General features: G+C 33.3%; 19 protein-coding genes and 1 other RNA gene. 2 read left to right on the top strand and 18 right to left on the bottom strand.

What is annotated here, in order from left to right:
* Window positions 1-104 precede the first annotated feature (104 nt).
* From ACIQYS_RS15855 to ACIQYS_RS15845, 3 genes are read right to left on the bottom strand one after another with little or no spacing between them, the layout of a single operon-like run.
* Complete coding sequence (locus ACIQYS_RS15855; RefSeq protein ID WP_402982016.1) at window positions 105-1,199, bottom strand: hypothetical protein; 1,095 nt, start codon at window positions 1,197-1,199, stop codon at window positions 105-107.
* Window positions 1,192-1,803, bottom strand: coding sequence for a hypothetical protein (locus ACIQYS_RS15850; protein ID WP_402982014.1), 612 nt, complete (start codon window positions 1,801-1,803; stop codon window positions 1,192-1,194). Before ACIQYS_RS15850 ends, ACIQYS_RS15855 begins: the two co-directional genes overlap by 8 nt.
* A gap of 30 nt (window positions 1,804-1,833) precedes the next feature.
* The gene (locus ACIQYS_RS15845) at window positions 1,834-2,907 is read right to left on the bottom strand and encodes a hypothetical protein (protein ID WP_402982012.1); all 1,074 of its coding nucleotides are present in this window, start codon (window positions 2,905-2,907) and stop codon (window positions 1,834-1,836) included.
* 400 nt (window positions 2,908-3,307) lie between these two features.
* Between ACIQYS_RS15845 and ACIQYS_RS15840 the strand changes: the two genes are divergently transcribed.
* Window positions 3,308-3,883: a hypothetical protein gene (locus ACIQYS_RS15840; RefSeq protein ID WP_402982009.1), complete on the top strand. Its 576-nt coding sequence runs from the start codon at window positions 3,308-3,310 to the stop codon at window positions 3,881-3,883.
* 257 nt (window positions 3,884-4,140) lie between these two features.
* Here ACIQYS_RS15840 and ACIQYS_RS15835 read toward each other — a convergent pair whose 3' ends face one another.
* The 12 genes from ACIQYS_RS15835 to secG all read right to left on the bottom strand — a co-directional run bounded on the left by ACIQYS_RS15835 (window position 4,141) and on the right by secG (window position 16,407).
* A complete protein-coding gene (locus ACIQYS_RS15835; protein ID WP_402982007.1) occupies window positions 4,141-5,208 on the bottom strand; it encodes a DUF7487 domain-containing protein in 1,068 nt (355 codons plus the stop codon).
* Window positions 5,209-5,516: 308 nt separating this feature from the next.
* Window positions 5,517-6,566: an HNH endonuclease family protein gene (locus ACIQYS_RS15830; protein ID WP_402982004.1), complete on the bottom strand. Its 1,050-nt coding sequence runs from the start codon at window positions 6,564-6,566 to the stop codon at window positions 5,517-5,519.
* A gap of 6 nt (window positions 6,567-6,572) precedes the next feature.
* A complete protein-coding gene (locus tag ACIQYS_RS15825) occupies window positions 6,573-7,910 on the bottom strand; it encodes an AAA family ATPase (protein ID WP_402982002.1) in 1,338 nt (445 codons plus the stop codon).
* Window positions 7,911-8,169: 259 nt separating this feature from the next.
* Entirely contained in the window at window positions 8,170-8,949 is a 780-nt protein-coding gene (locus tag ACIQYS_RS15820) for a hypothetical protein (RefSeq protein ID WP_402982000.1), read from the bottom strand.
* 6 nt (window positions 8,950-8,955) lie between these two features.
* A complete protein-coding gene (locus ACIQYS_RS15815) occupies window positions 8,956-9,792 on the bottom strand; it encodes a DNA-primase RepB domain-containing protein (RefSeq protein WP_402981997.1) in 837 nt (278 codons plus the stop codon).
* 39 nt (window positions 9,793-9,831) lie between these two features.
* Complete coding sequence (locus tag ACIQYS_RS15810; RefSeq protein ID WP_402981995.1) at window positions 9,832-10,467, bottom strand: helix-turn-helix domain-containing protein; 636 nt, start codon at window positions 10,465-10,467, stop codon at window positions 9,832-9,834.
* A 429-nt stretch (window positions 10,468-10,896) separates the two neighbouring features.
* Window positions 10,897-11,865: a tyrosine-type recombinase/integrase gene (locus tag ACIQYS_RS15805; RefSeq protein ID WP_402981993.1), complete on the bottom strand. Its 969-nt coding sequence runs from the start codon at window positions 11,863-11,865 to the stop codon at window positions 10,897-10,899.
* A gap of 151 nt (window positions 11,866-12,016) precedes the next feature.
* Window positions 12,017-12,370, bottom strand: a transfer-messenger RNA (tmRNA) gene (gene ssrA / locus ACIQYS_RS15800).
* Window positions 12,371-12,465: 95 nt separating this feature from the next.
* The gene (gene smpB / locus ACIQYS_RS15795) at window positions 12,466-12,933 is read right to left on the bottom strand and encodes an SsrA-binding protein SmpB (protein ID WP_144513059.1); all 468 of its coding nucleotides are present in this window, start codon (window positions 12,931-12,933) and stop codon (window positions 12,466-12,468) included.
* A gap of 45 nt (window positions 12,934-12,978) precedes the next feature.
* Window positions 12,979-15,285 carry a ribonuclease R gene (gene rnr, locus ACIQYS_RS15790; RefSeq protein ID WP_402981990.1) on the bottom strand — a complete coding sequence of 769 codons (2,307 nt, stop codon included), beginning with the start codon at window positions 15,283-15,285 and terminating at the stop codon, window positions 12,979-12,981.
* Between the two features lie 42 nt (window positions 15,286-15,327).
* Window positions 15,328-16,074, bottom strand: a complete 747-nt coding sequence (locus tag ACIQYS_RS15785) for an alpha/beta hydrolase (RefSeq protein WP_402981988.1) — start codon at window positions 16,072-16,074, stop codon at window positions 15,328-15,330.
* Window positions 16,075-16,179: 105 nt separating this feature from the next.
* Window positions 16,180-16,407, bottom strand: coding sequence for a preprotein translocase subunit SecG (gene secG, locus ACIQYS_RS15780; RefSeq protein ID WP_402981985.1), 228 nt, complete (start codon window positions 16,405-16,407; stop codon window positions 16,180-16,182).
* Between the two features lie 205 nt (window positions 16,408-16,612).
* Between secG and ACIQYS_RS15775 the strand changes: the two genes are divergently transcribed.
* Complete coding sequence (locus ACIQYS_RS15775; RefSeq protein ID WP_402981983.1) at window positions 16,613-18,151, top strand: energy-coupling factor transporter transmembrane component T family protein; 1,539 nt, start codon at window positions 16,613-16,615, stop codon at window positions 18,149-18,151.
* A 62-nt stretch (window positions 18,152-18,213) separates the two neighbouring features.
* On the opposite strand, the gene eno is transcribed toward ACIQYS_RS15775, so the two are convergent.
* Genes eno through tpiA form a run of 3 tightly spaced genes read right to left on the bottom strand, consistent with a single transcriptional unit; the run spans window position 18,214 to window position 21,801 of the window.
* The gene (gene eno, locus ACIQYS_RS15770) at window positions 18,214-19,506 is read right to left on the bottom strand and encodes a phosphopyruvate hydratase (RefSeq protein WP_402981981.1); all 1,293 of its coding nucleotides are present in this window, start codon (window positions 19,504-19,506) and stop codon (window positions 18,214-18,216) included.
* A 2-nt stretch (window positions 19,507-19,508) separates the two neighbouring features.
* Complete coding sequence (gene gpmI, locus ACIQYS_RS15765) at window positions 19,509-21,047, bottom strand: 2,3-bisphosphoglycerate-independent phosphoglycerate mutase (RefSeq protein ID WP_402981979.1); 1,539 nt, start codon at window positions 21,045-21,047, stop codon at window positions 19,509-19,511.
* A complete protein-coding gene (tpiA, locus tag ACIQYS_RS15760; RefSeq protein ID WP_402981977.1) occupies window positions 21,040-21,801 on the bottom strand; it encodes a triose-phosphate isomerase in 762 nt (253 codons plus the stop codon). The genes gpmI and tpiA overlap by 8 nt, the downstream gene beginning before the upstream one ends.
* Between the last annotated feature and the right edge of the window lies 1 nt (window position 21,802).

The following is a 21,802-nucleotide window of genomic DNA, read 5'->3' as shown; positions in this document are numbered from 1 at the left end:
TTTAATGTAGCCTCTCCACTAATTTATTTTTATATTTGTAGACTTATTTAACTTCCTCGCACAAAAAAATATTTGAAAAGATATTCTCAAATCTCTTCAAATACTCAAATAGTGTAGTCTATAAATTCTTCATCTCTTTTTTCAATATCCTTGTAATCAACATCTCTTGTTATTAAATTTAAATCCACTTTTTCTGAAGCCTTTATTGACATTCCTTCTTCATTTTCTTCAACTTTAAGTTTTAGTAAACTAATTAAATTATCTTCTCTATCGTAAAATTTAATTACACCAGTTGTTTTTTCGTTTATAGAATCACCAATGATATTTATGTCATCAGCAATGATTGTGGAAAAACTTTCACCCAATTTATTTAGGTTTTTCAATACTCCAAATACTCTAATAGAAATATCGTCACTTTGTTGTTTATATAACACAACTACAAATCTTATATTTAAAAGTTTAACAGGGAAATGTATACTTAATTCTAGCTTATATGAAATCTTGTCTGGTAAATAATTTGGATTTTTCATTAAGATTAATGTAGGAGTTATCTTATAGTATAGTTCCTGTAAATCCGCTTTATTTCTCTTTAGTGATTCAATATCAGATAATTCAAATCCATCCAATAGATAGCCTTCTGCTAGTGGGTCTTTATTAAATCTTATAAAATTTATCATTACTAAGATAGATAAAAGAAACAGTGTGAATAATATCCACAAAAGAAGTAGCACATAGTTTATTACTTTATTCTGATTAATTACAGATAATGAAAAGTCAAAGTTTGTATAAAATGCAATTATTATTCCCCATATTATTACTGAACTACTTGAAACAATTAAAAAAATCCAATAGATAATGTTTATTATAAAGTCTCTTCTTGTATACAAACTATACTCACTTAATTTATTTATAATTTCAGATAAATTTAATGCATAGGGACGTAAAAGCTGTTGCTTAATTTTTGAAGCTTTTAATAGTTTATTTTCATATGTAAATGCAATAAAAATAGTGAGAAATCCGAGTAAGGACATAATTCCACCGAAAATCCATCCTACTATCCCAACTGAATTTTTTATTGACTCTTCTAGTTGATTAGATGCAAAAAATGTTTGAATTCCGTTTGACCTCAGTAGCAATACGAGTATCGAGATAAATGGAATCAATATTAACGAAGTAGACCACCACTTATACTTATACAATATCCTTCACTATCCTTTTGCAGACATCATAAATCCCTAGGCTTTCCTCCGTATCAAAAAAAGAAACTATTGAATTTGAATCTATTACAAAATATATATCTTTATCCTCGTGAAGTATTACTAATGCTTTAGTTTGATTAGTTAAAACTGTTAATAATTCATGTTGTTTAATTTCTTGAACTGAAATATTAATAAAGGATTCTGCTGATGCCCTAAAAATATCTAAGCTCGTTAATTTAAATGTATTTTTTACTAATGATTTAATAAAAAAATTTTGATATAATTCAAATAATTTCACTTTTTGTATTGATATCTGAAAATAATTATTTAATTGTGCTATTGCAAAAGCAATATGACTTTCAGAACTACTAAAAATACATATTGTTTTACTGCTTTCATAAACTAATAATTTCAATTGTTTCTTATTTTTTGCTACGATTTTATCTTTAACTCTAATTGAATCCATCCATTCAATATTCACATTAACTACATCATTGGTGGTTTTATAAATAATAGATAAATATTCTTCATTTTGATTAATAATATTTTCCCAATCTATACTACCTTCATAAAAATAATAAATACTATCTCTATTTAATAGCATTTTTCTCACCCACTTTTATAAGAGATTGGATTAACTGATGCTCGCTTTATTAATAAAGCTCTCGTAAATTGGCTGCAATATTAATCTAGTCTTAGCCATATCTTTAATACCTTGTTTACACATTAAAATATATTCAGTCTGTAAATTTCCCATAATTTCTTGTTTTAATGTTTCCGACATATTGTCCATAACTGTAATTTTCAACTTGTCAAATTGTTTGCCTTTTAAGGTAAACTGTACTGTCACTTTTGAACCTTTATAAAGTGAAGTTGTTTTAAAGGAAATTATATCATTTGCAAGAGTAATATATTTACATGCTTCATCTGAGCTTATAATATCATTACCATGAATAGTGACACCTTTTACACCACCAGTTTGAGTTGTACTGTTTATAGCAAACTTAACATCATTAAAACTAGAACTAATACCTTTTAATGGTAGCCTATTATATATATAATCAAATATAAGCATAGTTTTTTCACTAGCACTATCCGAGTGTACAGCATTAAATACTGTTATTGTATAAGGTACTATTGGCAAGCCCAGTCTAGAACCCAAGAATTTCACAATTATCCCTTCAATATGGTCATCACCAACTTCAATAGAAACTACACTTTCTTTTACGTCAATAATAATCTTACAATTATAGACAGCCGATATTGAGCCTACATCTTGAACACCTGTTTTCCAAGAAGTTTCATATTCTTTAACATGTGTATATAAATTATATTTCTCATCTGAATACTCAATGTCGTTTAATACTACTTCATAACCTCCACCCTGTGAATAAGACTTTACAAAAACATCTTTCATTTCTTGTAAACTTTTGTCTTTCAATTTTCCTAAATTACTAGTTTTATATGTGTATGCTGGCAAGCCTCTATTTTTTTTCATTACTGACATTACTACCAAATCGTTAATATCTTTTTCATTTAATATTTGACTTAGAGATAAAAAGTCTACTTTTAAATCAGTTTTATTTTTTTGCTTTTTTTTATCCCTCACCCATCCCGGTTTTTTAGATTTAAGATACGCAATCACTTGTTTTGTTGTTGATTTATCAAATGCTCTTTCAATCACGCTTTCTCTATTTAAATTCACCACATTTATCCATCCTAACAGTAAGTTTATAATCAAATACTATCACTCTTTATAACAAAATACGACAATTAATTAGATTGATAGGCTAAAATATGATTTTACTCATACACCAAAAGACACACGGAAAATTTTTTTGGAAGGTTGTTTTGTATAGAGCCATATGTCTTCATGTTACAGTAACGTATAATTAAAACTCCCATTAATGTAGTAGAACAGGCCTATGTAAGGACTGTTCTACTACTCCTTAAATTTAAATTGGATATTTGAATATTTTCATACTAAACGAAATTGTGATTTCATTGACTAAATATAAAGTCAAAACAAAGCATATAGCTCAGAAAATTTCAATTGCATAATTCACCAATATTTTTCATATAATAATTACAGTAGGGAGGTGGCATAATTGAATTATTTGGAATACCTTGTGGAAGACTTTATTAGAACTGAACATCGACAACAATTAGAATTACAACATTATTCTATCTATAAAGAGAATCCAAAAGAGCTAATAAATAGGATAGCTTGGGCAATTACCTCAGAGGGGAAAACTCATTCGCATCAACGTCGAATAACGAAATCAGCAAAATTAGAATTAGAAAAACATTTAATAAAGAATTTCGAATCAATTAAAGGGATTAGAAAGTTTGAAGACTACCTTAAACTATGTAGAAGAATCAAGGGGATTGGCCCATTAACTAGTTATGATGTAGCTACTAGATTAGGTATTTGTTTTAACATACTTCCTGACAAAGTATATCTTCATTGTGGAACAAGAACTGGAGCAAAAAATCTGCTAGGAGATAAAATAAAAGGAAGAAGGTTTTTATATTTAAGTGAGCTACCCAAAGAGTTACACTGTCTTACACCTTTACAGATTGAGGATTTCCTATGTATTTATAAGAACTTATTTCTAGATATAAATATGACTAAAAGTCCGTGTATACCTAAAAGACCTTCATATCAACCTAAAGTATGTTGATTTATAAACTTGTCCTTCTTCAATAATTGCAATACCTAAAATTTTTTCAATAAATATTACTCATTCATTTAAGCATTACTGAGGTTAAGTACTCGTTGAACCACCAGTTTTTCTAGCAAAACAACATTACTTTGTAGCATATAAATAGGGAAGATAATCATTTTAATAGATTATCTTCCCTGTTATTCATTAGTACATAGTTTACTATTCCTCATTTTAAATTAGTATAAAAAAACTGATATTCATCAATACTCACATTATAACTCAAGTTGATAAGGATAAAATAATGTTCCAAAATCGTATCTTCCTTTATAATCGCTACAAATTACCATACTTTTATCTAAATCAAAGTTTATCCAACTATGTCCACTTAGAAGATAATAATAAGCAACTTCTATTATTTCGTGTACTTTTTCTCGACTTGGGACTTTATCCGATTTAGATATTATTCGAACAGACTTCCAATCGTTTCTATATAATGAATAGTACCTTTTACGCTCATCTGATTTAAATTCTTCCTCTGTTTTATTCCCTAGTTTTATTTGAAGCCAATGCCCACCAAAATCACACTCAATATATATCTTCTTATCAGCTATTGCAATATCTAAAGAATAATTCTTGAATGGGTAATTTATCTCTCCCCCAGTTATCTGCCATATATATCGCTGTTGACGGCTTATCGGAGCATTTCCATTCTCATACAAAGTATTTCTAGCTTTATTCAATATTTCCTCACTTTGCATTCCATACTCAACATTATATTTTTCAAGCATTTTAGTTAGTTGTTTTATTCTGATTTCCTCATTCTGTGTCGGGCTAACAAATCCATATTTAAGAATGTTTGTGTTTTTTATTTTCGCTTTAACTATTTCATTTTGTGCAGGAGTTTTAAAACCATATCTTTGAATATTTGTTTGCGCTACCTTTTCCCTTACCCTCTCACTTGCCATTACATTTTCTCCACCGTACGTCTTAATGTTTGTATTATTTCTTTTTTCTATTGTCTGATGTAACTGATTTGTACTTTCAACTCCATAATTCATTTTGTTGCTTTCTCTGGTTTTTATAGGTCTACAATCATAACAACAATCCTTCTTTATTATTGACTTTTCTTTTTGTTTTATATAACATTGAAATTTTTTTTGTACTTTTATATAACAATAATCACAATAAACCCATACCTTCTTATTACTACTTATAGGTAGGTCAACAACATTTACCTCAAACTCATCTCTATAAGCTGTAAATATGTACCCCCTCATTTCATAGTAATTCCTATATCGCTGATGCCATTTAATTTTGATGGATTGTGGAAATATCAACATCTAATCCTCTCCTTGCTAATAGTTTTTATATTTATAGACAAGGAGTTTGGATTTTATACATTTTTGCCTAAACAAATTATTATAACCAAGTGCTAAATAAAGTATTCATGTTTTTATAAGACTATAAAAAAAACAGAATGCCCTAAAGGACACTCTGGTTGCAATTTAGTATGTTGTTTTTATTGATGCAATACTTGTAAGCAGTTGTTCCAACTATTCACGCAGGAACCCCTTATACTATACTCTTTCATCAAAGCTTGCAAAATATAATACAGTAGACAATCAATAATAATACTATTCTATTTAAATTATACTTCCTGTTCTTCAAATACTTCTTTTCCATATTGTTCTAGTAGCATAAATTTTTTCATTTTTGATTTACTGTAATCTTTGTAAAACTTATAAAAATCAAGTTTTAATTTAGTACATTCACCAATTGCTCTTTGTGAATAAATATTTCTTTGCCTGTCATCAATAATTTCAATAACTTCTTGATACCCTTTGTTAATTTCTATTTCACTCTGTTTTTTAATATATCTACTAGCTTCTCGTATAATATCTTTCTCTTCCCTTTCAATTACATCCCACAACTTTGGGTAATTCTTATCTAGGTGAAATAGTTTGTAAAAATTTTCAGCAGCTTCTTTTCCAAAGCCATTATCTATGGCATTAATTTCAATGGTCTTTGTTCCCATAGTAAATGTAAAGAATAGTTCGTCATGTATGCTATCAAAGAATGGATGGAGAATCGGTAAATTAATTACATTATTTTTTATTGCCGTATTACAGGCTATACATGAAACGATGAGATTTTTCCACATTACTCCTAAAAACGGATAATTGGATATTGGCAAGAAATGGTCAGTATTAGTAAAATCAGCAACAGTAGTTCTCTGTATATCACAATATGGACATCTATGTCTCACTGCACCTATTTCGTTTCTGAAGTCATTTTTACTTTTATACTCTCCACTCTTATAGTTAGCCCAAAATGATTTTAAATCTAAAGCTTCATTATAGAAATATTCAAATGCTTTTCTAACCGTCTTAGTAGTTTCTTCATTTAAAATTATTGTCGGCTCAAATTTTCTCTTCAATATAGCTTCATAATTCTCAGTAAGCTCTATATACATTTTAAAAACTTCTTCTATATCACTACATTGAGCTAACTCGTACATGTGCTTCTTTAAACTTGGGCATTCATTAGCAAAATCATATAATCTTTTAATATGTATAGATTCTTGAACGCCTGTTAGCGAAATCCCCTTATTGACCAAGGTCCAATTAAACATATCTTTTATGAAATCATCAGTAAACTCGTATAATTTATGAATTTTTTTTATCTCAACTTTCCACATATTTTCTTATTCCTTCCCGATATCTGGCAATAGATGTACTATTTCATCAAAAAATTTATATTTATCCGAATTTAAACTTAAATCATCATATAAATTTAATGCTTCATTTATTTTAGAGTCAATTAAGAGCTGCTTTATTTTCTCTTTTTTAGACTTAGTAAATTCTCCACCATACTCCTCTAAATTAAATACATCCTGTAAGATATCCCCTGTCTCTCCTCCCAAGGTTTTTTCATGGATATTGTATTGTTTGATTAAGTTATTATTAATTCTCTTAAGTCCAATAATACATTCTTTAGGTACATCCGAAGCAATAAGTGGAGAATGAGTAGCAATAATAAAATGAACATTAAAATTTCCGAATAATTTTACTAACAGGTTAATATAATTTTTAATCCATTTTGGATGCAAATGTGTTTCTGGTTCATCTATTAAAACAACACAATCGTCACAAATTTTATCGATTAAAGGAAAGAATCTAAAAAACATTGTCAATTCTCCAGAACTCATTTGTGAAAAATGAACATTTTCTCCTTCTCTTCGAAAAATTAAATCAATAAATATTTTACTGAAAAATTCAGATTCATCTAATTCCAGTAACATCTCTAAGAAATTGTCATCTACTGCCTCTGGAGAGATTAAATATTTCCCCCCACCTAAAGGTTTAAGACTACGGTACTTAATTTCATTTTTCAATATAAAGGATTTCTCTTGTAATAACAAAATATCTTCATCGCTGTAGTCCATTTTTCTCATTCTACTATGATTTAACCTAGGTAAAGAGATTTCAATAAAAGGATAACCACTATATCCGATTACTGACATTAATTGATTTATAGATTCACTAAGTTTCTTATTTTCTTTAGCATTATAAAATGACTTAATTATTGTTGGTATCGCTTCCTTTAAGCTAGAAATTCCTCCCTTAACTGTCGGTCCACAGTAGTAATACTCAGTACCAGCATACTCACCTACATAATTGTTTACTTTATTACCTTTTTTATAATTCACTTTAAAAGCTTCAAAAACTGCATATGAGGAAACTATAACCTTTTTTGGTCTACTTATACTCCTAGATTCATTACCCAAAGCACCTATTTCATATTCTTTTTCATTAATTTCATAATTAATATGAAATTGAGGGTACAACTCTTGTTTTTCATTCATTTCTGGAAAAAACGCATATGATAATAATCTAAGAATTGATGTCTTACCTGTTCCGTTCTCACCAACTATTATTGAGATATTAGATTTTTTGAAATACTCTTCTGAAGGCTTATCAAATTTAATTAGTAAATCTTTTAGACCCCACGCTTCTCTTATACGAACATGATTAATTTTCATTTATACTACCTCCATCTTATAGAATAAACATATAGTAAATAATTTATATTACCTATTATAAATCTTTCAGAATAAAAAGTTATGAAAAACAAAAATTTTCAAGTAATTTATATAGAAGCACATGTCAGTTACCGAGCAATGAGTTATATGGTTATTTAATTGTACATTTTCACTTAAAGTAATTCTGCTCTTTTGTTACTTTAAAAATAGTACATAGTTTTCTATTAAATAAATAAACTAAGAAACTATGTACTATCGATTATTTTTCAATTTTCACAAAAAGTTTTTTTCTTCCATTTCTTTTCTCTACATATTTATTGACCTCAAGAAATGCTTGTAGGGATGGATTTTTTAATGTATTGCTAAATAATTGCTTTTTTAATCCTACTTTTTCTAGAATTTCTGAAAAGTATATTTCTTTTTCAGTATGTTTTTTTAGATATTCACAAATAGCTTTAACGTTTTTATTGTTTTTTTTCTGATTTATATTCGTTTCAATAATATGTTGAGGTATCCATTTCTCGACTATACTCTCAGAAAACATCGACTGTAATAATCCTAATAGGATTTCATCATAATGAAAGACATAAACCTTGCCATTAATATTCTTTGAAATATTTCTTTGACTACTACGCATAATTTCTTGTGTATAGTCTACAACCATATCTAAAAGTTTAACCTTCTCAATTTTGGAATCATTAAATCTTCGTGTTTTACCATACTTATTGCAATTGATATCAAGTATATCTTTCCTATTACTCTCCATATTTGCTAAAGACTTGCCAATATAAAAGTCCTCTGTCTTATGAAGAATTCCACCCAAAACTACAATGCTGCAATCATTGAATGCATTACTTCCTTTTGTAGAACCATAAGAAGCGACTTCTATTTGTCCAGAATCTATATAGTTTTCTAAGTATCCTTCTACTTCCTCTTTAATATCTTTAAATACCGGTACAAAAATTCTTTCTGTTTTGTTTTCATCGGCAATTTTTATAATATCCTTACAAAAAGCCTCTACTCTAGAATCTTTTTCCATACTTCATTAGAGAAAATTAATTATACTAAGCAGTATGGCAGTAAAATTAGTACGCATTGTTGTATGCCAGAACATGAGGATTGGTTCTGATTTTATAGTACTCGATAAAATTTTATTCATTGTTTCTTCTTCTAGTTTTGGTAATGCATTCATTAACTGTTCTTGACTATATCTACTATCGGGTTCAAATATTTTTAAGGTGACTGGATATGGATGTTTAGGGTCTTTTCTATGTTGAAATCCTGGTAATCTTAAAATCCTACTCTCATTTATACATTTCTTATCCCCATCAAAATAATGAATTAATTGCATTTGAACTTGTCTAAATAATTGATGGTTTCCATTCTCTAATAACCAATAAACATGATAGCCATTTTTGGTGTCAACAACCATGGAAGGTCTTAAAGAAAATGCAAGTAGTTTATCTTTGACCTGTTTTTTCCATATTTTCAAATTCAACTCATTTTCTTTTATTTCTTTAGGTGCATCTATATCTATAAAATGACTATTAATAATTCCACCATTTATAATATGCTCGTCAGAAGTAAAACAAGAGTCCATCAATTCGATGTTAGGTGAATTAACTGTAAGAAAGACTTCCCCGCCTTGAGAATAAAAGTATTCTAACTCCAGCACTTCACCTAAGTTTGATGCTGTATGTTCCGCTATTTTAGTTTTCTTTTTGCTTTGATTATTAATATATATAGAATCCTTTGTAAACAAAATACTTCTCATTGTGTTGTATTTATCCTTTGACATAATCCTTATTTCAAAAGGATAATCTCCATGTATAGCATTTATAAACTTTGATATTTGTTGTTCAATCTTTACCTTCTTAGCCATTTGTGGTTTCATATTTTTTATAAAACATTCCCTTTGTTATTAATTTTTTAGTATTTTTTCTAACTCTATAAAGTAATCTTCATACTCACTTAACAATGCTTTTTGACCATCAATACTATTATTTTCATCTAGTAACATTAAGTATTCAACAACCACAAACAAGAGCTTTAGTTTAATTGGACTCTTTTCTTCCATTAACGTAAGGAAGTTATCGAGTATAGAATTTAATGCAAATGGTCTTATATTTTGGTCAAATACCGATTCAATCTGTTCATTATTTAATATTTGACTAATCCGTTTAACTTTTTCTAACTTGTCTGGTTCATTGAACATTTCGTTTATCTCATTTGATAAACCTAAATGATGTTGTTCCATTTCCTTTAGGCGCTGTAGATTTTCAAGTTCTATATCTTTGGCGTATTTATCTATCAAATCATCTAGTTTATCCTTTTTAACTTCTCGCTCTATTGCTTCTACATCTATTTCCTTTTCAAACAGTACTTTTTCATCCACTTTAAGAAATTGAACAATCTGGTTTATTCTTGACTGTGGAATTTTCTCATTAGGATTACTTTCCCACATACTTATCATTGCTTTGCTTACGCTCAGATTATCAGCCAATTCTTTTTGTGTTATCCCTTTAATTTTCCTTATCTGTTTTAAGTTGTTTGTCATTTTATTATCCTCCAATTGATTGTTTATATTTCGATTATATACTTAACTTAATGTTAAGTAAAGTATTTTATTTTATAGTACATAGATTATTATTAATAACAACAATAAAAGTATGTACTATTGAATTTTTTCTCTATCGTATCGTAAATTTATTTTGTTCCCCTTTTGTGACTGTAACAGTTCTAGAGAGTAGCACTTATGTGGCTAGCGCCTTTCCTGTAAACGCACCCCCGTCCTCTAAAGGGTAGACTTAATAACAGACGGGCTTGTTTTATTTTTTACTGCTCCTACAAGACAATACGAGCAATAGAATACAAAAAAGAACCCAATCAGTTAAATGACTGGATTCTTTTCATTTTTGAGTTCTAGTTGTTTTAGATTCCTTTGACTTCTGCAACTAACACAGTAGCTATTAAATTCATTTAAACTTTACAGGTAGTCCCGCAAGCTTAATGCTACCTCTTCAACATCCAAATCTAAATATTGCGTTGTTACGCCTAAATCGGCATGACCAAGTGCTTTTGATATTATTGCAATGCTTGCTCCTGCTTCAAGTAACCTCTTAGCATACCCTCTGCGTATTGCATGTGCATTGATGTCTTCTAAGCCGAATCGTTTCGAATATTTATTTAGCTGTTTAGAAATAGCGTTATTAGACGTTTTACTATTATTAATCGGTAAGCCATTCTGAGTAATGATGATATTTGTATTCTCCGTATTGTAGTAACTACGTATCTTATCATTTTGCTTAATCAACACTTTATAAAGGTCAGCTAATTCTTGGTCGATTGGCAGTTTTAAGAACTTATGATTCTTCAAAATTGAGCCGTCAAGGTTTAAGGAAAGGTTTTCGTAGTCAATATGTCTCTCTTTCAACTCGCCTAATGTTTGGATACGTATACCTGTCTTATACATTGTCAGAATAGCTACTGTATCTCTAAAGCCAATGAACGTATTTTGGTCAATAAGTTCTATAAGCTTTTCAATATCATTTGCTTTTGCACCTTTTTTAATTTGCTTATCAATTTTGATATGAATTGTACTCCAGAACTTTTGTTTCAACCAACCGTTATTATGAAATTTACTTAAAACAGCCTTAATCGATTTGAGACGTATTAATTTCGTCTGTTGAGCGACATTTAATGAACCTAAGTATTCGTAAATGCTATCAGCTGTAATATCCTCTACGTATTCCAGTTTATTGTACTGTACAAACTGATTAAAAATATAATCATAGCTTTCAATTGTTCTAATTCGGTTTCCTGCGATTCGCATTTGCTGATAAATGCTTTCTAATGCTTGCGGGATAGTTATACCGTTTCTTTTGACTGTTTTTTTCTTTGTAGAGATGATAACTTCTTCTGATTGAATGGAAAAAATACCATGTTTTCTACCCATACAAAAAACCTCCTAATTTTAATAAATTAGAAGGTCAATTGTCGCAAATTCGTTAGGGAGTTTATTAGGGAGTTTCCTCCCTAGTTCAACAACCGTTCAAACTCCCTATTTGTAAAAACCGTTGATACCACTACATTTGTAGCAGTATATTATATGGAGACGGCGGGATTTGAACCCGCGTCCAGAAACTCTAACACTTAAGCTTCTACGCGTGTATCTTGCCTATTTAGGTTTCGCGTAGCACTATGCCGACAAGCGGGCGTCATGTACGCTAACTTGGAAATCTCTTGCTGACAGCTCAAGTGGCACTGCCAACCGTATCCCACTAAAGTTGAGCTTTACCTAGCCACATGGGCGATGGATAGATAAAGCAGATCCGAGCTTACGCTGCGAATGCTAAGTTGTTGTTTGTTTTGCCTGTTATTATAAAGTCCGTTTTTGCGGAGCCGAGCCTCCGACGCGCAACTCAAGCTCAGACTATCCCTGTCGAATCCATAACGTCCCCGTTTATGGAATAATGTAAGCTTTGTTACATAGCTTACTATACATCAAAAATGGTCAATTTTCAAGTGATACATTCTACCAATAATGGATAGCGTCTTACTGATTGCGCTCTTTGAACGCTCTTTCGATATCACGCTTCGCTTCTTTTTTCTTCAAGACGTCTCGTTTGTCGTAGTCTTTCTTCCCTTTTCCGACGCCGATTAATACTTTTGCATAGCCATTTTTCACATACATTTTTAACGGAACAATCGTGTAGCCTTCTCGTTTTGTTTCACCGATTAATGTACTGATCTGTTTTTTATGTAAAAGTAGTTTTCTAGATCGTAATGGGTCATGGTTGAAGCGATTTCCTTGTTCGTATGGGCTAATATGCATATTGGAAATCCACGCTTCGTTATTACGAATACGTACGAATGCGTCTTTCAATTGCACTTTTCCGTTACGGATGGATTTTATTTCGGTTCCTTGCAATACAATTCCTGCTTCAATTGTTTCTTCGATAAAGTAATCATGGCCAGCTTTTTTGTTCTGTGCAAGAACTTTATCATCATGCTTCTTTGCCATCTCATTCACCTCTTAAAGCGTACGAGGAGCGACTAAGCGCTCCTTCTATTTTTTCTTTGGTCGTTTACGACGTTGGGATTTTTTCGCAACGGATTCGTAAAATTTCTTTTTCTGTTTTACTTCTTTTTTCGGAGCTGGGTTCGATTTGGATGTTCTTCTTCCAGCGCTTTCTTTTTTCTGTGCATGAATTACTTTTGGTGCTTCTTTTCTAGTTCGGTGGAATGCTTTTTTCATGCCGACGATTTCAAAGTCAATCGCAGATTCTTCTGGTTTTACTTCGGATACGCGAACGGTTACTTCATCCCCAATTCGGAATTGCTTACCAGCTCGTTCTCCAATCATCATCATTTGTCGATCATCGAAACGATAATAATCGTCGGTCATATTCGTTACATGCACAAGACCTTCAATTGTATTCGGAAGCTCGACGAACATACCAAAGTTTGTAACAGAGCTAATAATACCTTCGAATTCCTCGCCAATTTTATCGGACATATATTGGGCTTTTTTCAGCGCATCCGTATCGCGTTCGGCATCTACTGCACGACGTTCACGTTTCGATGTATGCTCGGCAATATCATCGATAATCGCTCCCCAATGATTGATCGTTGCTGAGCCTACGTCTCCATTTACTAAATACGTTCGGATTAATCGATGTACGATTAAATCGGGATAGCGTCGAATTGGTGATGTGAAATGCGTATAGAATTCGGTAGATAAACCAAAATGTCCTAAACATTCCCCATAATATTTTGCTTGTTGAAGTGATCGTAAAAGCATCGTAGATATAACAGGTTCTTCCGGCATACCTTCAATATTTTCAATAATCTCTTGTAATGCTTTTGGATGCACTTCATTGCCCGTTCCTTTTACAACAAGTCCAAAATTCGTTAAAAATGCAAAAAATCGTTGCAGTTTTTCTGGCTTTGGATCTTCGTGAATACGATAAATAAACGGAACATCCATCCATTTAAAATGCTCGGCTACTGTTTCATTGGCAACTAACATAAATTCTTCAATTAGACGTTCAGCAACCGTACGTTCACGAGTCGCAATATCCGTCGGCCAGCCATCCTCATCGACAATAATTTTTGCTTCTGGGAAGTCAAAGTCGATCGCACCACGATCTTGGCGTTTTTCTCTTAGAATAGCTGCAAGTTCCCCCATCAGTTCAAACATCGGTACTAATGGTTCATAACGCTCGATTAACGCTGGATCTTTTTCTTCTAAAATTTTATAAACGTCCGAATAGGTCATTCGTTCTGTTGTGCGTATAACACTTTGGAATATTTCATGAGATACTACTGTACCAGACCCATTAATAATCATTTCACAAGATAAAGTCAAACGATCCACCTGTGGGTTCAATGAACAAATCCCATTTGATAGGCGATGTGGAATCATCGGAATAACACGGTCTGCTAAGTAGACACTCGTTCCGCGGTCATATGCTTCACGGTCAAGTGGTGAACCTTCTGTTACATAATGACTAACGTCCGCAATATGTACGCCTAATTTATAGGTACCATCCGGTAGTTTCGTTACAGTAACTGCGTCATCTAAATCTTTTGCATCTGCTCCGTCAATTGTAACGATTACTTCATCTCGTAAGTCTCGGCGATCGTCCAAGTCTTTTTCATCGATTGCATCTGGAACAGATTCCGCTTGGTTAATTACTTCTTCAGGGAAATCGATCGTGATCCCATGCTTATAAATAATCGATAGAATATCGACACCTGGATCATTTTTATGTCCAAGAATTTTCGTAACCATCCCAGTTGCGGATTTTCTTTCATTCGGCCACTCTGTAATTTCTACAACTACTTTATGACCTTCAATCGCACCAAGTGTGTCCCCTTTTGCAATAAATACGTCCATTGGTACTTTTTTATCGTCTGGAATAACAAAGCCAAATCCTCGATTGTCTTGGAATGTTCCAACAACTTGAGTGATCCCTCTTTGTGTAATTTTAATAATCGAGCCTTCGCTTCGGTCACCGTGTGATTCTCGGGACACACGTACAAGTACTTTGTCTCCGTTCACCGCTCCATTCACTTCAGTCGGTGGAATAAATATATCATCTCCACCCTCTTCTGGTGCAACAAAGCCAAACCCTTTTGCATGCCCGATAAATTTCCCAACGACTAAGTTCATTCGAGCAGGAGTGCCATAACGATTGGATCTCGAGCGGACAACGAGTCCTGCATCTTCCATTTGAACAAGTGTTTTCACTAATTCTTTGAAATCATCCGCATCTACTAATCCGAAATGTTCCTCTAATTCTTTTGTTGTTAATGGTTTATATTCTTCTGATTGCATTAGTTCTAATAATGTTTCTTTCATATTTTCCATGTTACATCCCTCCTTTTTCAGCGTGTGCACATTTGGACTGTTTTACACATTCCAATCAAGCGACTCTAAAAAGTTTAATATATCTTCGTGTAATTGTTCTTTTTCAGGACCAAGCGTAATCACATGCCCTGAGTTTTCATACCAATTGAGTTTTTTCTCTATGGATTCTGCTTGTTCATAAATTGTATTTGCCGAGTTCATATCAATAACCGTATCTTTCTTACCTTGTGTGACAAGTAGTGGCGCGTAAATATGGTCGACATGATCCCGAACATTGTAGACAAACTCTCTTAGTTCAGAAAGCGTCTCCATTGGGGTTTGGCGAATAGCTTCTACTTCTTCTTCTATTTGCGGTTCCGTTTTTCCTTCATACTTCTTATACTCTTTGGCGTATTTTAATACCCCTTCAAACATAATGTCGGTTGTTTTCATCGTCATTGGAGAGCACATTGTGACAATTCCCTTCACAGGAACTGTATACCCCAATTTCAATGAAAATACGCCTCCGAGTGAAAGTCCTGCTACAGCAATTTCTTCATAGCCTTCCGCTTTTAAACGGTCATACGCGCGCATGACATCTTTCCACCAATCTTTCGGCCCTGTTTCAAGCAGTTCTTCCGGTGGAACGCCATGCCCTTTATAGTGCGGTGCAAGTGATGTGTACCCGTTTTTCTCTAAGAAACGTCCAAGCATTCGAACGTCCGATGAATTACCTGTAAAACCATGTAGCAATAGCACTGCACGTTTTCCAGCTTCAAAGAAAAATGGCTTTGGTGTTGTAATTTTCATCTATAGCTACCTCCAATCAACTACCACAAATATAGTATGTAATAGAAAACGCCTAACCAATCAGATGTCGGTCAGGCGGTTCGGTTAGAATCAATTCATATCAAATTAAAACTTTGTTATAGCAATTGTCAAAATAAAAAATAACACTGCAAGTACTATCGTTATTCTATGTAACACAAGGTCCATGCCTCGGGCTTTTTGTTTTCCAAAAAGTTGTTCAGCTCCACCAGAGATGGCTCCTGAAAGACCAGCACTTTTCCCAGATTGTAACAATACAACAACGATTAATGCGAGCGATACAATGATAAGTAAAACCATTAGTAACGTATGCATTTGTTCCACCTCCTGATAAAACGTTCACAACATCTTTAATTTTAGCAAAAACAACCACAAGTTACAACCGTATAGTATAAAAATAATAGATTTAACATGTACGGTCCCTACTTACATATATTTACTAAAGGAAATAGCGCAAGTCATAGCGAATTTAAGTATTAGAAAGTAACTAAAAATTAAAACTAAAAAAGGAAGGTTCGTGTTGAAAAATAAACTAATCATCATCAGTACACTAATCGTATTATGCTTAATAGGGTTCCAATATTGGATAACACTACAAATCCAAACGGAACTCCCATCAAACCAGTGGAGTCGATCTTTTCCGGTTGACACGGTTGAAAGTAATTTCTCCAAGCTGCAAAGCGTACCAGCAGAAAATGGCTATACAGTAAGCCTACTTGATTTCCAAAAGCTAATAGTACTATCTTGTAATATGGATCTCGATTGTGTTGAAAAACGGACAATAGACACGTTAAATACATATGCAAACAGTTGGAGTGACGAAACAAATTCTTATTACATAAAAGATAATTCACTTATTCATTGGAATAGCTCAGACGGAGAAAAAACAATAGCTCAAAGCGTTATAGATTTCGCTAAGACAGAAGACACACTAGTATATTGGACCGACGATCAAAATATCATCGTTTTAAACAGTCCTTATTCTGCTGAAGAACGCCATTACAACACGACTGAAGCTGTGAAAATTGTTAGAATTATTGACAACCAAATCTTTGTTGTCACGAAAAATGAAAAGACGGAACTTTTTACTTTGTATAACTTATCTAAACAGCCGACTCAACTTTTTCAATTTGATGTAAAGGCACAAGAAATTCTTTCCTCATTGCAAATTATCCAACAAACAGCTACTAATTACCTTTTGCTATTAGATAAAAAAGTATCTGCTGGCGGATCGAACACAAAGAATATCGAAATTGCATCATTCAATCTTTCCATGCATCAATCACCGATTTTTAACAAATTATCTTTTGTTGAAAATCAAACAGGTTTGTTATTAAAAAATATTCAAACTCCGACTATCTTTCAAGGAAAACAAGGACCAATTATTACGTTTTCCTCAACTTTCGATGATTCTTCTGGAGAAAATGTTACGAAAATTTTTGTAGGTGATTTTTCTGAAACGATCATCCAAGCTCATGCTGTCACTAAATCGGGAAGTCGGTATGAACGCCCTATCCTTTTGAATGAACAAACAGTGGCTTATCTAAAAATGAACGATATAAATCGATCTCTTGCATATTCATCTGCTGATGAGGCAAAAAAACAAGCTAGCAGCGGAATTATGGAAGGAGATTATAAAGCAGCGTTCTACACATTAATCGAAAAGTTATTTTATGGATTTTTACTTGTCCTTTTTTCAATTGTTTGGATCATCATTGCCTTACTCTTAACTTATGGAACTTTAATCATCATGCTGAAGAAGAGACTTGCTCATTCCCATAGAATTGCATTTCTTGTACATATCGTCGCATTACTCGTGATACAAATGTATTTTTTATTTAACTTTTCTTCTATCGATAATTTTATATCCCATATTCCCTTTATAAAGGAATACTGGCATTTTGCGATTTTATTGCTGTTCTCAAGCATTCTTTCAACTGTACCTTTATATATGCTTCGTGAAAAGGTATCGGAAGATAATTTTAATGTGTTTGTAGTTTATTCAACGTTTATGAACTTAATCGTTTTATTTTTGTTAATTGGTCCTTACTTGTTTTAACTAAAAAGTTCTTTTTAAAAAAGCTACTTAACGTCAGATATCGTTAAGTAGCTTTTTGATCATTATTTTAAGTTATAAAATGTATTTTTCCCTAAATATTGAGCTGTCGTATCTAGTTGGTCTTCAATACGAAGTAATTGGTTGTATTTTGCTACACGGTCTGAACGAGATGGTGCACCCGTTTTAATTTGACCAGCGTTTGTAGCAACTGCGATATCCGCAATTGTTACGTCTTCTGATTCACCAGAACGGTGAGAAATAACTGCTGTGTATCCAGCACGTTTCGCCATTTCAATCGCATCGAATGTTTCTGTTAAAGTACCAATTTGGTTTACTTTCACAAGAATTGAATTTCCAACACCTTGCTCGATTCCTTGTGCTAATTTTTTCGTATTTGTTACGAATAAATCGTCCCCAACTAATTGAACTTTTTTACCTAAACGTTCTGTCAGTAATTTATGTCCAGCCCAGTCATTTTCGTCTAAGCCATCTTCAATAGAAACGATTGGGTATTTTTCGCAAAGCTCTTCATACCAAGCAACCATTTCTTCCGAAGTTTTCACTACGCCTTCTCCAGCTAAATGATACTTTCCGTCTTCTTTATTGAAAAGCTCTGAAGAGGCAACGTCCATTGCTAGAAGAACTTCTTCACCTGGTTTATAACCAGCTTTTTCAATTGCAGTCATAATTGTAGAAAGTGCTTCTTCGTTTGATTTTAAGTTCGGTGCAAATCCACCTTCATCTCCAACAGCTGTATTTAATCCTGCTTCTTTTAATACCGCTTTTAAGCTATGGAAAATTTCAGCGCCCATACGTAATGCATGGCGGAATGATTCTGCTCCAACTGGCATAACCATGAATTCTTGAATATCTACGTTATTATCTGCATGTTCTCCACCATTTACGATGTTCATCATTGGAACTGGTAGTTGTTTTGCATTGAATCCACCTAAATATTGATACAATGGAATATCTAAATAATCTGCTGCAGCATGCGCTACGGCAATCGATACACCTAAAATTGCGTTTGCACCAAGGTTTCCTTTATTTTCTGTTCCATCTAGTTCAATCATTGCGTGATCAATGCCAACTTGGTCAAGAACGGAAAAGTTCTCTTCTAATTCAGCGGCAATGATATTATTTACGTTATCTATTGCTTTTAAAACACCTTTCCCTAGGTATCTTGCTTTGTCACCATCACGAAGTTCTACTGCTTCATATTCACCAGTAGATGCGCCAGATGGAACGATCGCACGACCAAATGCTCCACTTTCTGTAAAAACCTCTACTTCTACTGTTGGATTCCCGCGTGAATCCAATACTTCACGAGCTTGTAAATGTGTAATAATTGGCATTTTTAACTCTCCGTTTCGATTAGTGTTTTACCTGTCATTTCAGGTGGTGTTTCTATCCCTAACAAGTGTAACATGGTTGGTGCTAAATCGGCTAAAATTCCGTCAGAACGAAGCAAAATTTCTTTTTGCGTGACAATCACTGGCACTGGATTTGTCGTATGTGCAGTCATTGGCTGGCCTTCTAGCGTCGTTACTTCATCTGAATTTCCATGGTCCGCTGTAATAATTGCGCGACCTCCTTTTGCTAAAATAGCATCTACTACTTTACCCAAACATTCATCCACTGTTTCAATCGCTTTAATCGTTGGCTCAAGCATTCCACTATGACCAACCATATCTGGATTAGCAAAGTTTAAAATGATGGCATCAAATTTATCATTCGCAATTTCCGCTAGCAGTGCATCGGTTACTTCATACGCACTCATTTCCGGTTGCAAATCATACGTTGCGACTTTTGGAGAATTAATCAAAATACGTTCTTCTCCCGGAAATGTTTCTTCCCGTCCACCACTCATAAAAAAGGTGACATGCGGATATTTTTCCGTTTCCGCAATGCGGAGTTGTGTTTTGCCATTTTTCGCAAGCACTTCTCCAATGGTGTTGTATAAATCGTTTTTCTCAAATACAACGTCTGACATGACATCATCACTATAATGTGTAAACGTGACAAATTTCATATTCGTCGGATGTTTGTCACTTAATGAAAAGCTATCAAACATCGGTGTATTTAGCGCTAGCGATAATTGAATCGCTCGGTCTGGACGGAAATTAAAGAAAATTACCGCATCCTCAGTATCGATTGTTGCGACTGGGTTATCGTTTTCTTCCATAACAAATGGTAGTACGAATTCATCCAATACATCTTCTGCATAGGATTGTAAAATTCCGCTCGTTGCAGTTTCCGCTTTGCGACCTACTCCGTCAACAAGTGCTCGGTAAGTAAGCTCCACACGGTCCCAACGACGATCCCGGTCCATCGCATAGTATCTTCCACTAATGGAAGCAAACTTTCCGACGCCGATTTCTTTCATTTGCTTTTCGGTTTCTTCAACAAAACCAACAGCCGTTTGAGGTCCTACATCTCGACCGTCTAAAAAGCCGTGAACGAATACGTCTTGTAGCCCTTGCGCTTTTGCTAGCTTCAATAAAGCAAATAAATGCGAGTAGTGACTGTGAACGCCACCATCAGATAATAGTCCCATTAAATGCAACTTACCACCCGTTTGTTTCACATGCTCTATCGCGGCTAAAAGCTTCTGCTCTAAAAAGAATTCGCCATCTCGAATAGACTTATGAATGCGCGTTAAGTTTTGGTAGACAATTCTTCCCGCTCCAATATTCAAATGTCCAACTTCGGAATTCCCCATTTGTCCTTCTGGTAACCCTACTGCTTCACCAGATGCGATTAATGTAGCATTGGCATAGTCTTTCCAATAACGATCATAATTTGGTTTGTTTGCTTGTGCTACCGCATTTCCGAACGATTCATGGCGTAGTCCGAATCCATCTAAAATGATTAAAGCTACTGGACTTTTAGGCATTTTGTCCAGCCTCCAATAATTTTACGAAAGAATCTACTTGTAAACTTGCTCCCCCTACTAAAGCACCATCAATATGCTCTTTCGAAAGCAACTCTTCAATATTTTCTGGTTTCACACTACCACCGTATTGAATACGTACTTTGCTTGCCACTTCTTCCCCAAATCCATCGAGAATCGTTTCACGAATCGCTTGGCATACATCATTTGCATCGTCAGCAGTAGCTGTTTTACCAGTGCCGATTGCCCAAATTGGCTCATAAGCAATAATGGAAGCTTCCACATTTTCTTCTGAAAGTCCTTCTAAAGCAGCCATTACTTGTGCAGAGACGATATTTACGGTTTCATTTTGCTCACGTTGTTCTAATGTTTCCCCTACACAAATAATAGGAGTTAGGTTATATTCAAACGCAGCTTTTACTTTTTGATGAACAGATTCATCTGTTTCATTGAAATATTGACGTCTTTCGGAATGCCCAATTACAACGTACCTAACACCAAGATCTTGAAGTTGATGTCCGCTTACTTCTCCGGTAAATGCACCTTCTTTTACTTCATGCATTGTTTGGGCACCAACCCCGATAAAGGAATCGTTGGTCGCTTGCACTAGTTGATCTAAAAAGAGTGCTGGTGCACAAATAACCGTGTCCACTTTGCTGCTATCAATTTGCTTTTCTTTTAATTGTTCCACAAAATCTTTCGCTTCTGAAACTGTTTTATACATTTTCCAGTTTCCAGCTAGTATAGGTTTACGCATA

Source organism: Psychrobacillus sp. NPDC096426, from assembly GCF_044762745.1.
Lineage (GTDB): Bacteria > Bacillota > Bacilli > Bacillales_A > Planococcaceae > Psychrobacillus.
This window is presented reverse-complemented; position numbering and strand designations above follow the sequence as displayed.

Bases quoted from the DNA above. Each gene is read 5' to 3' on its own strand.
- ACIQYS_RS15850 (WP_402982014.1), bottom strand. From the start codon at position 1,803: ATGCTATTAAATAGAGATAGTATTTATTATTTTTATGAAGGTAGTATA.
- ACIQYS_RS15835 (WP_402982007.1), bottom strand. From the start codon at position 5,208: ATGTTGATATTTCCACAATCCATCAAAATTAAATGGCATCAGCGATAT.
- ACIQYS_RS15830 (WP_402982004.1), bottom strand. From the start codon at position 6,566: ATGTGGAAAGTTGAGATAAAAAAAATTCATAAATTATACGAGTTTACT.
- ACIQYS_RS15825 (WP_402982002.1), bottom strand. From the start codon at position 7,910: ATGAAAATTAATCATGTTCGTATAAGAGAAGCGTGGGGTCTAAAAGAT.
- ACIQYS_RS15820 (WP_402982000.1), bottom strand. From the start codon at position 8,949: ATGGAAAAAGATTCTAGAGTAGAGGCTTTTTGTAAGGATATTATAAAA.
- ACIQYS_RS15815 (WP_402981997.1), bottom strand. From the start codon at position 9,792: ATGGCTAAGAAGGTAAAGATTGAACAACAAATATCAAAGTTTATAAAT.
- ACIQYS_RS15810 (WP_402981995.1), bottom strand. From the start codon at position 10,467: ATGACAAACAACTTAAAACAGATAAGGAAAATTAAAGGGATAACACAA.
- ACIQYS_RS15805 (WP_402981993.1), bottom strand. From the start codon at position 11,865: ATGGGTAGAAAACATGGTATTTTTTCCATTCAATCAGAAGAAGTTATC.
- smpB (WP_144513059.1), bottom strand. From the start codon at position 12,933: ATGGCAAAGAAGCATGATGATAAAGTTCTTGCACAGAACAAAAAAGCT.
- rnr (WP_402981990.1), bottom strand. From the start codon at position 15,285: ATGGAAAATATGAAAGAAACATTATTAGAACTAATGCAATCAGAAGAA.
- ACIQYS_RS15785 (WP_402981988.1), bottom strand. From the start codon at position 16,074: ATGAAAATTACAACACCAAAGCCATTTTTCTTTGAAGCTGGAAAACGT.
- secG (WP_402981985.1), bottom strand. From the start codon at position 16,407: ATGCATACGTTACTAATGGTTTTACTTATCATTGTATCGCTCGCATTA.
- eno (WP_402981981.1), bottom strand. From the start codon at position 19,506: ATGCCAATTATTACACATTTACAAGCTCGTGAAGTATTGGATTCACGC.
- gpmI (WP_402981979.1), bottom strand. From the start codon at position 21,047: ATGCCTAAAAGTCCAGTAGCTTTAATCATTTTAGATGGATTCGGACTA.
- tpiA (WP_402981977.1), bottom strand. From the start codon at position 21,801: ATGCGTAAACCTATACTAGCTGGAAACTGGAAAATGTATAAAACAGTT.